The 14,704-nt window shown below is 52.2% G+C and carries 14 protein-coding genes; all 14 read left to right on the forward strand.

What is annotated here, in order from left to right; genetic code table 11:
- The first annotated feature begins 100 nt into the window (after positions 1-100).
- The 14 genes from B9Z40_RS16745 (at position 101) to B9Z40_RS16810 (ending at position 14,416) form a co-directional block, all read left to right on the forward strand.
- Positions 101-1,252, forward strand: coding sequence for an FAD-dependent monooxygenase (locus tag B9Z40_RS16745; protein WP_100174501.1), 1,152 nt, complete (start codon positions 101-103; stop codon positions 1,250-1,252).
- Between the two features lie 17 nt (positions 1,253-1,269).
- Positions 1,270-1,734, forward strand: a complete 465-nt coding sequence (locus B9Z40_RS16750) for a MaoC family dehydratase (protein WP_100174502.1) — start codon at positions 1,270-1,272, stop codon at positions 1,732-1,734.
- Positions 1,735-1,857: 123 nt separating this feature from the next.
- Complete coding sequence (locus B9Z40_RS16755; protein ID WP_100174503.1) at positions 1,858-2,754, forward strand: 3-keto-5-aminohexanoate cleavage protein; 897 nt, start codon at positions 1,858-1,860, stop codon at positions 2,752-2,754.
- A gap of 8 nt (positions 2,755-2,762) precedes the next feature.
- Positions 2,763-3,740 (forward strand): 3-hydroxyacyl-CoA dehydrogenase NAD-binding domain-containing protein, encoded by a 978-nt coding sequence (locus tag B9Z40_RS16760; RefSeq protein ID WP_100174504.1) that lies wholly within the window; start codon positions 2,763-2,765, stop codon positions 3,738-3,740.
- Positions 3,741-3,754: 14 nt separating this feature from the next.
- Positions 3,755-4,549 (forward strand): crotonase/enoyl-CoA hydratase family protein, encoded by a 795-nt coding sequence (locus B9Z40_RS16765; RefSeq protein ID WP_199172590.1) that lies wholly within the window; start codon positions 3,755-3,757, stop codon positions 4,547-4,549.
- Positions 4,546-6,126 carry a long-chain-fatty-acid--CoA ligase gene (locus B9Z40_RS16770; protein WP_100174506.1) on the forward strand — a complete coding sequence of 527 codons (1,581 nt, stop codon included), beginning with the start codon at positions 4,546-4,548 and terminating at the stop codon, positions 6,124-6,126. Before B9Z40_RS16765 ends, B9Z40_RS16770 begins: the two co-directional genes overlap by 4 nt.
- A complete protein-coding gene (locus B9Z40_RS16775) occupies positions 6,123-7,268 on the forward strand; it encodes an acyl-CoA dehydrogenase family protein (RefSeq protein ID WP_100174507.1) in 1,146 nt (381 codons plus the stop codon). The genes B9Z40_RS16770 and B9Z40_RS16775 overlap by 4 nt, the downstream gene beginning before the upstream one ends.
- A 34-nt stretch (positions 7,269-7,302) precedes the next feature.
- The gene (locus B9Z40_RS16780) at positions 7,303-8,436 is read left to right on the forward strand and encodes an ABC transporter substrate-binding protein (RefSeq protein ID WP_100174508.1); all 1,134 of its coding nucleotides are present in this window, start codon (positions 7,303-7,305) and stop codon (positions 8,434-8,436) included.
- Positions 8,437-8,499: 63 nt separating this feature from the next.
- Positions 8,500-9,540, forward strand: a complete 1,041-nt coding sequence (locus tag B9Z40_RS16785; RefSeq protein WP_100174509.1) for a branched-chain amino acid ABC transporter permease — start codon at positions 8,500-8,502, stop codon at positions 9,538-9,540.
- Positions 9,537-11,318 (forward strand): ATP-binding cassette domain-containing protein, encoded by a 1,782-nt coding sequence (locus tag B9Z40_RS16790; protein ID WP_100174510.1) that lies wholly within the window; start codon positions 9,537-9,539, stop codon positions 11,316-11,318. Before B9Z40_RS16785 ends, B9Z40_RS16790 begins: the two co-directional genes overlap by 4 nt.
- Positions 11,315-12,067, forward strand: coding sequence for an ABC transporter ATP-binding protein (locus tag B9Z40_RS16795; RefSeq protein ID WP_233204948.1), 753 nt, complete (start codon positions 11,315-11,317; stop codon positions 12,065-12,067). Before B9Z40_RS16790 ends, B9Z40_RS16795 begins: the two co-directional genes overlap by 4 nt.
- Positions 12,068-12,076: 9 nt before the next feature.
- A complete protein-coding gene (locus tag B9Z40_RS16800) occupies positions 12,077-12,496 on the forward strand; it encodes a thioesterase family protein (RefSeq protein ID WP_100174511.1) in 420 nt (139 codons plus the stop codon).
- 23 nt (positions 12,497-12,519) lie between these two features.
- Complete coding sequence (locus tag B9Z40_RS16805; protein WP_100174512.1) at positions 12,520-13,557, forward strand: cupin domain-containing protein; 1,038 nt, start codon at positions 12,520-12,522, stop codon at positions 13,555-13,557.
- 157 nt (positions 13,558-13,714) lie between these two features.
- Positions 13,715-14,416, forward strand: a complete 702-nt coding sequence (locus B9Z40_RS16810; RefSeq protein WP_100174513.1) for a fumarylacetoacetate hydrolase family protein — start codon at positions 13,715-13,717, stop codon at positions 14,414-14,416.
- Positions 14,417-14,704 lie beyond the last annotated feature (288 nt).

The raw sequence follows: 14,704 nt of genomic DNA on the forward strand, positions 1-14,704 counted from the left end.
TATAGTCGTTGCGCATTATTCGAGCAACGCCGATCTAGATAGCATCCTTGGACAACGTGAAGAGCATCACGACATTTCTAAACGTACTGAGGAGCTGATTATGAAAGTTAGGATTCTGGGCGCAGGGCCAGCCGGGTTGTATTTGGCGGCATTGATGAAGCGCGATGACCCTAGCCATGACATTGAAATTTTCGAGCGCAGTCCTCGCAATGCCACATGGGGTTTTGGTGTCGTCTTTTCGGATCGAGCACTGGAATTTTTGAAAGCAGATGATCAGGCGCTGTTCGACTACCTGACCCCTCATCTTGAGACTTGGCCAGAAATCACCGTTGTTCACAACGACACCAAAATCCCAGTTGCAGGCAACGGTTTTTCCTCCATCGGGCGCCTTGAGTTGTTGACATTGCTTTACGCCTACGTTGAAAAACTTGGCATCAAGATTAACTTTGATAGCGAGATCAAATCTCTTGACCAATTGGGTGATGCTGACCTTGTGGTGGGGGCCAACGGTGCATTTTCTTGGTTACGTGACGAAAACAAGGAGAAATTCGGAACAACAATTGATTGGCGCCCCAACCGTTTCATTTGGTATGGAACGACAAAGGCCTTCAACAGCCTGACACTGACATTCCGCGAGACCGATGCGGGCGTGTTTTGCGCGCATCACTACCGATACCAACCCGATCGCAGCACATTCTTGGTTGAGGTGGAGGATGCCACATGGCATCGCGCAGGCTTCGAGCATATGTCACCCGAGGAAACCATCAAGTATTGCGAGCAGGTCTTTGCAAAGGATCTGGAAGGTCACCCGATCATCACTAACAACTCGCACTGGCGCCAGTTTCCTGCTATTTGGAATGAGCGTTGGAGCTTCGACAACGTGGTGTTATTAGGGGACTCGCTCAGAACGGCCCATTTCTCGATTGGTTCAGGAACCCGCTTGGCAATGGAGGATTCCGTTGCCCTGTTCAAAGCGCTGAAGGAGCATAAAAACAACGTCAAGGCAGCATTGGCCTACTTCCAGGAACTGCGCAATCCCCCGATGAAAAAAATCTGGGATGCAGCCAATGTCAGCATTCGCTGGTACGAGGAGATGGACAAGCTCGTCAAAGAGTTGACGCCTGTGGAATTCGCCTACAGCTACATGACACGTACCGGACGCGTCAGCCATGAGGAAGTCAAAAAGCGCGATCCTAAACTTGCACAGGATTACGAGAAGTTGCACCCTGAAGTCGTGACTCAAAGCGTCTGATTAGCGGGGACGCATTCATGCCAAGCGAAAACATCATCGCCAGCGTTGATCAGGCGCTGCAGCAAGTTGGCCAGACACTGGGCATCAGTCAATGGCGTGAAGTGGATCAAGCGTCGATCAATGCATTTGGGGCTTTGACTGGTGACGATCAATGGCTTCACACGCAGCCAGAGAGGGCTTGCCAGGGTCCATTTGGAGGATGCATCGCTCATGGCCTTTATACCTTGAGCCTTGCCGGAGGAGGCTTTTTCCATGAAACGGTCAAAGCAAACGCCCGTATGGGTGTGAACTATGGATGCAATCGAGTTCGTTACCCAGCCCCCTTGCTGGTTGGCAAACGTATTCGTGGGCATTCAATCTTGAAGGCTGCAGAAGCCTTGCCCGGCGAAGGCGTCCAGCTTGTCGTGGAGGTCGCCGTCGAAATCGAAAGTGAACAGAAACCGGCATGCATCGCCGAGTTCATCGTTCGCTACTTCTTCTGATTGCATTAAGTCGACTTGTTCATCGATTAATGAATAACCTGTATTCAGGATAAACATTATTCAAATAACAGGCCACTCAGTAGCATCCTTACATAGCTCAACTCAAACCAACCGGAGACATCAATGAGCAAGCCAAAAGTCATCATTACGATCGCACCCACCGGGGGCATGGCCAATAAAAAACAGAACCCTCACCTGCCAACCCAGCCCCAGGAGATCGCTGATGACACATACCGCTGCTACAACGCAGGTGCGTCAGTGGTCGCCGTGCATGCTCGGCGTGCCGACGGTGAGGCCACTTGTGAGCCGGCTATCTATACCGAAATCAACAGACTCATTCGCAGCAAATGCGACATCATCTTGAACAACTCCACCGGCGGAGGCATCAACGGTGACATGGTGCATCCAGTAGGAAACAGCGAATACTGGGAGATTCGCTGGGAAGAGCGTCTCAAAGGAATGGAGGGCGAGGGTGTTGAGATGTGTACCCTAGATGCTCAGACGGTGGTGGCGAGTTTTGGAGGCAAAGAGATTTTCGTTGCAACAACGCCCACCAGAATCCGGACGCTGGCCAAAATGATGAAGGACCGAGGAATAAAGCCTGAATGGGAGGTTTTTGGTCTTTCCGACATCGTTCAGGATGTGAGTAAAGCCATTGCCGAGGGGTACGACGATGAGCCTTACTTCATAAACCTCGTACTTGGTGTGAACGCCTTCCAGGGCGCGCTCCCTTACACACCAAAAATTCTTCAGACCATGGTTGATCACCTGCCCAAGAAGACGGTGTTCAACGTCAGCGCAATCGGTTCAGCGCAATTGCCGGCTGCTGTCAATTCTCTTTTGCTCGGCGGTCATGTGCGAGTCGGGTTGGAAGACAACCTCTACTACGAGCAAGGCGTGCTGGCGACAAACGTCCAATTGGTCGAACGACTCGTCCGCATTGTGCGTGAGTTGGGATATGAGCCTGCAACGCCGGAAGAAGCCCGACAGATCATGGGTCTGCGTTCATTGCGCAAGTGAGGCATCTGATGGCGAAAGTCAATTGCAAAGAACCAAGCCAGATTCAAAGCATTGCTGTGATTGGCACCGGCTCAGTCGGCGCAAGTTGGGCGAGCTTGTTCTTAGCTAAGGGGATCAAAGTTCAGGCATATGACAGGCATCCCGAAGCGAAGGAAAAAGCCGAGGCCTTTGTAAAAGCCGCTTGGCCCGCTCTGAGAGAGTTGGGCGTGACAAATTTGGCAATGCCTGATTTTAAGTTGCTGAGTTTTTTCAGCACTATCAAAGAAGCGATCAAAGATGTCGATGTGGTTCAGGAAAACGTCTATGAAGATCTTGACCTGAAACGTGCAGTGCTCAAGGAAATCGAGTCTGGAATTTCAGACGGAACATTGATCATTTCTAGCACGGGCGGCATTCCCCCAACTGAACTGCAAAAAGGATGTGTGAATCCGGCCCGCTTTGTCGTCGTTCATCCCTTCAATCCATCGCATCTTATTCCTTTGGTCGAGGTGGTAGATGGTAATGAGACGGACCCTGAAGTGGTCGCCTGGGCGATGAAATTTGTACGGTACCTGGGAAAGGAACCCGTACATGTGAAGCTGGAAACCAGTGGTCATTTGACCAACCGCCTTCAGTTCGCCCTAGTCAAAGAAGCAGTCGCTTGCCTTGTTGAAGGTGTCGCATCGGCTGCGGACATAGATCGCGCAGTCCGGTACGGATTAGCGCCGCGTTGGATGCTAATGGGCAGCCTTCTGACTCTACACCTTGCTGGTGGTAAAGGCGGCATGAAAGGCATTCTCGATCATGCAGGTCAGGCCATAGAGTCTTGGTGGACACCTAGACTTGTTCCAAAGGTCGATGAACAACTCATTGAAAAGCTTGCTAAAGCAAGTGCCGAAGTTGCCGACAAGCAAGACGTTCAGGATTGGATCAAATGGCGCGATGAGCAATTGGTTCATGTCCTCAAGCTGCAAGCGTCAGCCAAAGCAACACAACCCAAACAATAAATCAAATGAAGAGCATGAACGATTGGATTAACAGCTTGCCAGATTGCCTAGCAGTAGAGATGCGAGGCAACATTGCGGTGCTGACACTGAATCGGCCGGAGAAGCGCAATGCATTGAGCGACGCTTTGGTTTTGGGGCTTCAGCATTTTTTTGACAGCATACCCTCTGAGGTTCAGGCCGTAGTCATGCAAGGGGCGGGTGGCAACTTCTGCGCTGGACTTGATCTCAATGAACTTCAAGAAACCAACATTACGCAGAGCTTTCACACGTCAAAAATCGGTCAGCGTCTGAATGATACGGTTCAATTTTGCCGAGTGCCTGTGATATCTGTTCTTACAGGCGCAGTGATTGGCGGCGGTTTGGAACTTGCTTCTGCGACACATGTGCGAGTGGCTGAACCTTCTGCTTATTACGCGTTGCCCGAGGGGACGCGTGGCATCTTTTTGGGGTCTGGTGGCTCTGTACGTCTGCCCAGAATTATTGGTGCGTCAGCTGTCATTGAAATGATGCTCACAGGTCATGTCCTCGATGCACAAGAGGCCCACAACCGTATGAAGCTTTCGCATTACCTAGTTGAAGAAGGTAAGGGTTTTGACAAAGCAATGGGGTTGGCAGAAAAGATAACCAAAAATGCCCCCTTGGCCAACTTCGCTGTGATTCAGGCAATTCCAAGAATTGTCGAACAAGACCCCGCAGGTGGCTTGTTCACTGAAATGCTGATGGTTGGCATCGCCCAAGATGACGATGAGGCAAAACGTCGACTGGCCGATTTTTTGCTGCACAAGCAAGGCAAAGTGAGCAAGGCATGAGCATTCATGACTCCGCCACCACCATCGGTGATGTCTTCCGACATTGGGCATCTGAGACACCTCAGAAGGTTGCCCTCAAAACCCTTGATGGCGTCCAGCGAACCTTCGCTCAATTGGACGAAAACATCAATCGATTGACAAACAGCCTTCTGGCCATGGGTGTCAAGCAAGGTGACCGGGTAGCGATTCTTTCGCGAAACAGTCTCCAATACATTGAGATATTTGGCGTGGTCAAGGCCGGATTTGTGGTCGTGCCCCTCAATTGGCGCTTGCAAGCAGAAGAATTGGTTCGATTGATCGACCACAGCGAATCAGTGGCCATTCTTGTGGAAGACCACTTTGGTGCAACTGGTGACCATATCAAAGCAAAAGCTTCTAGGGTAAATCACTGGATTACGATCGGCTCAGATAAGTCAGGCTGGATCCGATACGACGACTTGCTTCGAAAAGGCTCCCCAAAGGACATTCAAACCGGGGTCTTAGGCAAAGATCCAATGTGCATCATCTATACGAGTGGAACCACTGGTCTACCCAAGGGAGTATCGATCAGTCATGCTGGTGCACTATGCAACGCTCGCGTGGCCGCTAGCGAAATGCTTCAGATGACTCATGAGGACACCTCCCTGGCTGTGATGCCCATGTTTCATGTTGGGGGTATGTGGTATCACTGCTTTCCCAGCATCGCATTAGGATGCACCACTGTAATTCTGAATGAGTTCAATCCTTCGGTGGTACTCAGCGCTTTGGTGGATCAGCGCATCAGCAACGTTCACTTGGTGCCCACCATGATTGCTGCGTTGATTAATCAGCCAGCGGCAAAGTCAGTTGATCTTAGTCATGTACGCCTGATTTTCTATGCCGCTTCATCAATGCCGGCAACCTTACTGAAGGAAGCCATGGAGGTTTTCTCCAGTTGTGGCTTTGCTCAGGCGTATGGATCTACGGAAGGTGGTGTCGTGACCGTCTTGGATCCTGAGGCGCACCTTCGTGCCAAGACGGCCATGGGAGAGCATTTGCTGGGTTCATGCGGTCGCCCCATGCGCGAGAGGGAAGTCCGGATCGTTGATGACGATGAACGCAGCGTTTCATTCGGATCTGTAGGTGAGATCGAGGTCAAAAGTCCTGGCCTGATGAGCGGCTATTGGAATGACGAGGTCAAAACTCGACAGACTGTTCATGGCGGCTGGTTAAAGACCGGGGATATGGGGTATTTCGATGGAGAGGGTTTTCTCTACATCGTCGATCGTCGCAACGACATGATCGTCACAGGTGGAGAGAACGTCTTTCCAACAGAAGTTGAAGGAGTTCTCTACGAGGACCCTGCTATCCAGGAGGCCGCTGTTTTTGGCATCCCGGATGCGAAGTGGGTAGAGGCTGTTGTTGCAGCTGTGGTCCTGAAACCTAGTTCGCAAGCTTCAAGCGAGCAAATTCTTAAGAGATTGAAGGATAAGGTCGCCTCCTACAAATGTCCAAAAGAAATCTACATCGTTGAGCAACTTCCAAAGAGTGCAGTCGGGAAAGTTCTGCGAAAAGACCTTAAGCACAAATATGCAGCTGCTGGAGCAATTTCCAAATGATTTTTGACACCGAAGAAACCCGCGAGTATCGGCACCATCTGGCCCGCTGGGTGGACGAACGCTTAAAACCCAAAGCTGAGGAGCTGGATCATTCTGGTGAATTTTCCTTCGAATTGTTCCGCGAGATTGGGGAGCTCGGCTATCTTGGAACAATGTATCCGGAAGAGGCTGGCGGCAGTGGATTGCAACAGCCCTACACCTGCTTCACCATCTTGTGTGAAGAGTTGGCTAGGGCATCTGTCGGATTCGCAGCAGGCGTATGCATGCAGGGGTCTACGGCAACCCATACGTTGTATGCATGGGGTGACGAAGAGGTCAAGACGAATTACTTTTTGCCCGCTCTGCGTGGGGAAAAAGTCGGGGCCTTCGCCATCACTGAGCCAAATGCGGGATCGGATGCCGCCTCCCTTCGCACAAAAGCCACCAAGACAGATGGCGGTTGGCTGCTCAATGGCACCAAGGTCTTCACCACCAACGGTACTGTGGCTGACTTCATCACCGTCGTTGCCACCACCGACCCAACTCTCAAAGCCAAGGGTTTGGAATTATTTTTGGTTGACACAAAGACGAAGGGTTTCTCAGTCGGCCGCAAATTGGAGAAATTTGCCGTCCATTGTTCCGACACGGCAGAGCTTGTCTTCGAGAATGTATTTGTTCCTGAGAACAGGCGTTTGAACAACGGAGCCGGCAGTTCATTTCTCAATGCGTACCAGGCACTGACAGTTGACCGGATTTTCACAGCCGCTCTTGCTGTTGGCGTTGGCCGAGCTGCATATGACGCATCGCTTCAATACATTCAGGAGCGTCAGCAATTTGGCAAGCCGGTTGGCCAATTCCAAGCTGTCCAGTTTCGCCAAGTTGAAATGCTGGCCAAGCTTGAATCGGCCAGCCTTTACACCTATCAAGCAGCGCTGTTGGCGGATCAGTCAAAAGACATCACGCGAGAAGCAGCATTGGCCAAGATCATCGCCGCAGAAAACTGCAATGAGGTTTGTCACATGGCTATGCAGAACTATGGGGGCTGGGGGTTGATGAACGAATTCCCCGTTCAGAGATTCCTCAGGGATTCTTATTTCCCGATGGTAGGCGGTGGTACCGGCGACATCATGCGAATGATTGTTGCCCGTCAAATGGGTCTGTAAAAAGACTAAATTTTATTTTCAACAAGGAGACATCATGAATCGTAAATCAATCATTGCCGTCGCTCTGGCATCTCTGGTGGGCTTGAGCTCACATGCGCAGGTCAAGGTTGGCATCATTACCGGTGCCACAGGTCCGGGCGCATCCCTGGGCATCCCCTACAAGAACACTTTCACCGTGCTGCCTAAAACGCTCGGGGGCGAAGCAGTTCAGTACATCATCATGGACGACGCTACGGACCCTACCAACGCCGTCAAGCATGCTCGCAAACTCATCAGCGAAGACAAAGTTGATCTAATTATTGGCTCCAGCAGCGTTCCTTCTGCAACGTCCATCACTGACGTGGCAGCTGAACTTAAAACACCTCAAATCGCTCTCTCCCCGGTCGGTCCTGCTGCGTCAAAGAATCCATGGGTTTTCACCATCCCTCAGCCTGCAGCAATCATGATGGGTGCAGTTGCTGATCACATGAAAGCCAATAAAGTCAAGAATGTGGCATACATTGGCTTCTCCGATGCTTGGGGCGACCTGGTTCTCAACGGATTGAAGAGCCATGCAGATTCGGCTGGCATCAAAATCGTTGCTGAGGAGCGTTATGGTCGAAATGACACCTCCGTGGCGGGACAAATTCTGAAAATCATAGCGACCAATCCGGATGCGGTAGTCGTTGGCGGCTCTGGCACCCCTGGCGCGCTGCCGCATGTGACTTTGGCTGAGCGCGGGTACAAAGGTAAGGTCTACCATAACCACGGCGTCATCAACAAAGATTTCCTGCGTGTGGGTGGCAAGAACATTGAAGGTGGCTTTGCACCTACCGGACCGGTCATGGTCGCCGAGCAGCTGCCCGACAGCAATCCGACCAAGAAGCCCTCCTTGGACTTCACCAAAGTCTATGAGGCAGCTTTTGGAGCTGGAAGCCGCAATGCCTTCGCAGCCTACTCGTATGACGCTTATCTCTTGGCCAACAGCGCAGTGGCAGAAGCGGCAAAGAAAGCCAAATCTGGCACTCCTGAGTTCCGCCAAGCCCTGCGTGACGCCCTGGAGCGCACCAAGAACGTCAATGGCACCCATGCGATCTACAACATGAGCGCAACCGATCACGCGGGTGTCGACTCTCGAGCTCGTGTGCTTGTTGTGATCGAAAACGGTGACTGGAAGCTGGTCAAGTAATTGATTTTCTGTCATTGAAGCGGGGCATTTTTTGCCCCGCTTTTTTTAAAGACTGAGACAGGTATGGATTTCACAATTGCAGCATTACTAACTCAAGATGGTGTCATCACAGGAGCGGTTTATGCGCTACTGGCCATGGGCATCGTCTTGGTGTTCTCGGTCACCCGCGTCATATTCGTGCCCCAAGGTGACTATGTGGCCTACGCTGCGCTGACGATGGCCGCCATGCAGGCTGGTAAAACGCCTGGTGTCATATGGCTCTTGCTCATCTTATCGACCATTGCAACAGCGATGGAGGTGAGTGCTTTGGTGAGGTCAAAATCCACTTCCCGTTTACCCAGAGCTTTACTTACCTATCTCGCAATTCCTGCATTGCTAGTTGCGCTAACCATCTTCTTGGCACCGCTGCAGCTGTCAATCTACCTGCAAGCTGGTTTGACCTTGGCATTGGTCACCTGCCTGGGGCCGTTGTTGTATAGGGTCGCTTACAGGCCTGTTGCAAACGCTTCAGTTCTCGTTCTTTTAATTATTTCTGTGGCTGTTCATTTGGCAATCACTGGCTTGGGGTTGATTCTCTTCGGTGCTGAAGGTTCTCGAACTACTCCTTACAGTGATGCCCGGTTCAATCTCGGACCTATCCAAGTCACAGGTCAATCCCTCTGGGTACTGGGAACAACTTTGCTTGCCATCGTAGCGCTGTATGTTTTCTTCAACCAAACCGTCCGTGGCAAAGCTCTCCAAGCCACGGCCGTAAATCGAGTTGGCTCTCAATTAATGGGAATCCGTTCAAACGAAGCAGGATCGCAGGCCTTTCTTCTATCGGCGCTCATCGGAGGACTTTCCGGGCTGTTGATTGCTCCGATCACAACAATTTTTTATGACACAGGCTTCCTTATTGGTTTGAAAGGATTTGTTGCAGCCATTGTTGGTGGGTTGTTCAGCTATCCGCTCGCAGCTGCAGGTGCCTTGTTGGTTGGTTTGATGGAGGCATTTGCCTCTTTTTGGGCGAGTGCCTTTAAGGAGGTGTTTGTTTTCACCCTGATCTTGCCGGTCTTGCTCTGGCGCTCGCTACGCACCCATCACTCCGAGGAGGATGAAGAATGATTCGTACTCATCACATTTACGTGCTGATTGCGGCACTGATCGCACTGGCTCCGTGGTTTTTCCCTGAGTCATTGATCACCATCGTCAACTACGCTGGACTCTTCGGTCTGGTAAGCATTGGACTCGTATTGCTGACCGGTATTGGTGGCATGACGTCATTTGGTCAAGCCGCCTTTGTGGGGGTAGGTGCCTACACCAGTGCATACCTGTGCACGGTGAGCCATTGGTCTCCTTGGATGACTCTTTGGATCGGAGTGGGTATTGCGGTGTTCATTGCTCTGATATTGGGGTCGCTGACGTTGAAGTTGGCCGGGCATTACCTTCCCCTGAGCACCATTGCATGGGGCCTGAGTTTGTACTACTTGGCTGGAAATCTCCAGTTTTTGGGTGGGCACAGTGGTATCAGTGCTGTCCCAAGCATAGAATTTTTTGGCATCCCGATCGATTCAGGAAGAAGCTTCACTTACTTCGTTTGGTTCTGTGTTGGAGTTGCTCTGTGGCTGTCAAGTAATCTTTTGAGTTCACGCGAGGGGCGAGCTATTCGATGCCTCAAAGGCGGACGCACTATGGCAGCCGCTATGGGTGTCAATGTCCCACTCGTCAAGCTTAAGGTCTTTGTGCTGGCTTCTGTGTTGGCCTCGATATCTGGATGGATGTACGTTCACTTCCAGCGGTTCGTGAATCCAACACCTTTTGGCTTGAACTACAGCATCGAGTACCTCTTCATGACGGTACTCGGCGGTGCAGGATTTTTGCCTGGTGCGATTTTGGGCTCAGGGATCATCACAGCACTACGAGAGTTGTTAGTGGAGTATCTGCCAGCGCTTGTTGGGCAGAGTGGAAACTACGAGACCATTGTTCTTGCCATACTGATTATCTTCATCCTTCACCGTGCCCCTGATGGTTTGTGGCCGCGTTTGATGAAGCTCTTCAAGATTCAGGAAAGTTCATCATTCACAGTTGAAAGCGTAAAGGTCAACTCCCCACTTGAGAAGAAGAGCTCAAAACATTTCAAAGGTGAATCTTTACTTGTGTTGGAGCATGTGAGTAAGCGATTTGGTGGTCTGTTGGCCGTCAATGATGTCAGCTTCAAAGTCAAAGCTGGCGAAATTCTTGGATTGATTGGCCCTAACGGAGCAGGCAAGAGCACAACCTTTAATATGCTCTCCGGTGTCAATCCCGCCAGCACTGGTCAGGTGACTTTCTTGGGCCAGGACATCACTAACCTTGAGTCATACCAGGTTGCTGCTATGGGTATGAGTCGTACTTTCCAGCATGTTCAACTGCTGCCGCACCTGTCTGTCATTGAGAACGTTGCTATTGGTGCATACCTGCGATGCGATGCCGGTTACATAAAGTCCATGCTTCACCTGGAACGTGATCAAGAAAGTCAAATCATCACTGAATCAATGCGCCTGCTCAAGCGCGTAGGCCTCGATAAACATGCCAATACCCTTGCTGGAAATCTTTCCCTGGGTGACCAACGCATCCTGGAAATTGCGCGTGCACTTTGCTCTGATCCTGTTTTGCTCTTGTTGGATGAGCCAGCCGCTGGGTTGCGGCTGAAAGAAAAAGAAGATCTGGCCAAGTTGCTTGACCAACTTCGACAGGAAGGCATGGGTGTATTGCTGGTGGAGCACGATATGGATTTCGTGATGGGCCTTGTTGATCGGATTGTGGTGATGGAATTTGGCGAGAAAATTGCCGAGGGTGTTCCCTCCGAAATTCAAAGTAATCCGGTTGTGCTTGAGGCGTATTTGGGGAGCGCTGAAGCATGAAGGAACAAATGAATCAACCAAACATTGTTTTGGATGTCCGAAACATCGATATTTCTTATGGCAATGTCAAAGCCGTTCAAGGGGTCAGTTTGCAACTCGAAGCTGGCCAGATCACATCTGTCATCGGGCCCAATGGTGCTGGGAAAACCACGCTTCTGAGCGCCATCATGGGATTGCTTCCCTCTGAAGGAGAGGTTGCTTACCTCGGTAAATCGGTCGCGGGGCTAGATGTAGAGAGTCGCGTTGAGCAGGGTCTTCGGCTAGTGCCTGAGAGGCGCGAGTTGTTCTCTACTATGAGCGTGGAAGACAACCTGATTATGGGAGCCTATACGCTCTATAGGCAAGGCTTTCGCGACATGCGAAAGTCACTGGAAGATGTCTATCAAAGATTCCCTCGACTCAAGGAGCGCCGTTCGCAAATGGCAGGGACTCTTTCTGGTGGTGAGAGGGCCATGCTGGTCTTAGGCCGTGCCTTGATGGGGCAGCCGAAGGTTTTGTTGCTTGATGAGCCAAGCCTTGGCTTGGCGCCCCTCATCGTTCGTGAAATCTTCAGCATCGTGACCGACCTCAAAAAATCAGGAGTCTCAATCTTGCTGGTAGAGCAAAACGCCCGAGCCGCTCTTCAAGCAAGTTCCTACGGATACGTCCTCGAAACAGGACAAGTGGCATTAGAGGGACCCGCCGAAGAGCTGTCGGATAACCCGGCAGTCATGGCCACCTATTTGGGTGGGCACAAGAAAAAACAATGAGGACATCGAATGTCGAAAACGATGGTGTACGAGGTAGAGGTAATGTTTGGAGACTGCGATCCAGCTGGGATTGTATTTTTCCCTAATTTTCTTAAATGGATGGATGCTTCCTCTCACAACTTTTTTATCAAATGTGGACTGCCGCCATTTCGAGAAATGGAGGCTACGCGAGGGATCATCGGTCATCCTCTACTAGAGATCGGGACACGATTTTTTCGTCCCGCCACCTACGGTGAAAAACTCCAAATCCATACCAGTGTTGAAGATTGGAAAGACAAAGTGTTCACGCACAAACACGTTGTCATGCGTGGTGATGTTGTGCTGTGCGAGGGAACCGAAACCAGAACATTTGTCACCAAGCATCCTAATGATCCAAGTCGCATTAAATCAATCAGTGTCCCCGAAGATGTGAAGCGTCTCTGCAGCTAATTTCGGAATTCATAGGATTTTTTATGAACGACCTCGGCCGAATCGAAGACCTGCCCGCAGACTATGTGCAAGATCTGCGCAATGTGAATTTGGTGCCCCTGTGGCCCAGCCTGCGCGGCGTGCTGCCGCCCAAGGTGCCCACCCGCCAGACCCAGCCCACCTGCTGGGCCTACAAGGACATCAAGCCGCTCTTGCTCAAAGCGGGCGAGCTGACCCCGATTGAAAAAGCCGAGCGCCGCGTGCTGGTGCTGGCCAACCCCGGCCACGGCCTGGAAAAAATGCAGGCTTCTGCCGCCATGTATTTGGGCATGCAATTACTCATGCCCGGCGAATGGGCCCCCAGCCACCGCCACACGCCCAACGCGGTGCGCATGATCGTCGAAGGCGAAGGCGCTTGGACCACGGTGGACGGCGCGAAATGCCCCATGAGCCGGGGCGACTTGATCCTGACCCCCACGGGCCTGTGGCACGAACACGGGCACGACGGCACCGAGCCTGTGATCTGGCTCGACGTGCTGGACCTGCCATTGGTCTATTACATGGAGGCCAGCTACCACATCAACGGCGACCGACAAACCGTCGTGCCCGGCCAAGGCGACAAGCAATACGCCCGTGGCGGCGTGGTGCCCTCGCATGTGTTTGAGCGCAGCAAGAAGGCTTACCCCATGCTGCGCTACGCCTGGAAAGACGCCAAGGCCGCGCTCGAATCACTCGCCTCTGACGATGCCGGTTTGGAGCAGGTGCAAGTGACCTACACCAACCCCGAAACAGGCGGCGATGCAGAAAACATCTTGGGCTTTTACGCCCTGATGCTGCGCCCCGGCCAGACCCTTCGCCTGCCTGCCCGTTCGCCCGCGCAGGTGTTCCATGTCATCGAAGGCGCTGTGCAAGCACAGATCGTGGCCAGCACCTTCACCCTGCTTGAGGCCGACACCTGCTGCGCGCCGGGCTACGAGGCTGTGACGCTGACCAACCTGAACGCGAACCAAGCCGCCTTCATCTTCATCGCCGACGAATCGCCGCTGCACCGCAAGCTGGGGGTGTACGAGAACCGCGGCTGAAGCTTCAAGTTGAACCTGGAAGCCCAACTTAAACCTGCCAGCTCAGCTTGAAATTGTCATCCTCGGGCTTGACCCGAGGATCCATGGATGCCCGATCAAGTCGGGCATGACAGCTGGATTTTTTTGGCATCACTGCCTTTTTATTGAATAACCCCTCATGACCTCCTACCTCTTTACCCCTCCCGCCGTTCAGTCCCTGCCCATCCGTGACAAAACCGAGCGCTTCCCCATCAACCGCATCTTCTGCGTGGGCCGCAACTACCATGCGCACGCTGTGGAGATGGGCCGCCCCGTCGACAAAAGCGTCGAGCAAGCCTTTTACTTCACCAAGTCGCCACAGACCTTGGTCGAAAGTGGCGCGACCGTCGACTACCCACCCCGCACCAACAATTACCACTTCGAGATGGAACTGGTGCTGGCCATTGGCAAAGAAGGTTTCCGCGTAAGCGAGTCACAAGCCCATGAACTGGTCTATGGCTACGCCGCAGGCCTGGACATGACGCGCCGCGACCTGCAGCTGGTGGCGCGTGACAAGGGCCGCCCTTGGGACACGGGCAAAGACATCGAGCAAGGCTCGGTCTGCACCGAGATCGTGCCCATGCCTAGCGTGGTCATCGAAAGTGGCGCGATTGCGCTGGAAGTCAACGGCGTCACCAAGCAGTCATCCAACGTGGACAAGCTGATTTGGAACATCCGCGAAATCATCGCCGACCTGTCCACCTACTACCACCTGCAGCCCGGCGACTTGATCTACACCGGCACACCCGAAGGCGTAGGTGCTGTGATGAGCGGCGACAAGATCACCGGACGCGTCGAAGGCGTGGCCGAGGTTGCATTGACGATCGGCTCCAAGGAATGATTCGCATACAAGGCTAATGGGAGGCCATGCCCCGATTTAGCCATTTAGCCATTTAGCCATCTTGGCTGATTTTTCCGACACCGATCTGCATTGAACAGAAATCTGCAATGATTTGATATGTGCTGACGGCTACTGTTGGACATAAGCATGATTGACTGCTTATGGCCGAGGCTGTGTGAAAACCCTCTCCCCGCCGGTGTACGAACTCTGTAGAGTTGGCAGATATATTGAACAGCGAGGTCAATATGTCCAGATACATCGAAGGTCAGGACAGGCAGCAGGTGACTT

This window comes from Limnohabitans sp. 15K (assembly GCF_002778285.1).
Classification (GTDB): Bacteria; Pseudomonadota; Gammaproteobacteria; order Burkholderiales; family Burkholderiaceae_C; genus Limnohabitans_A.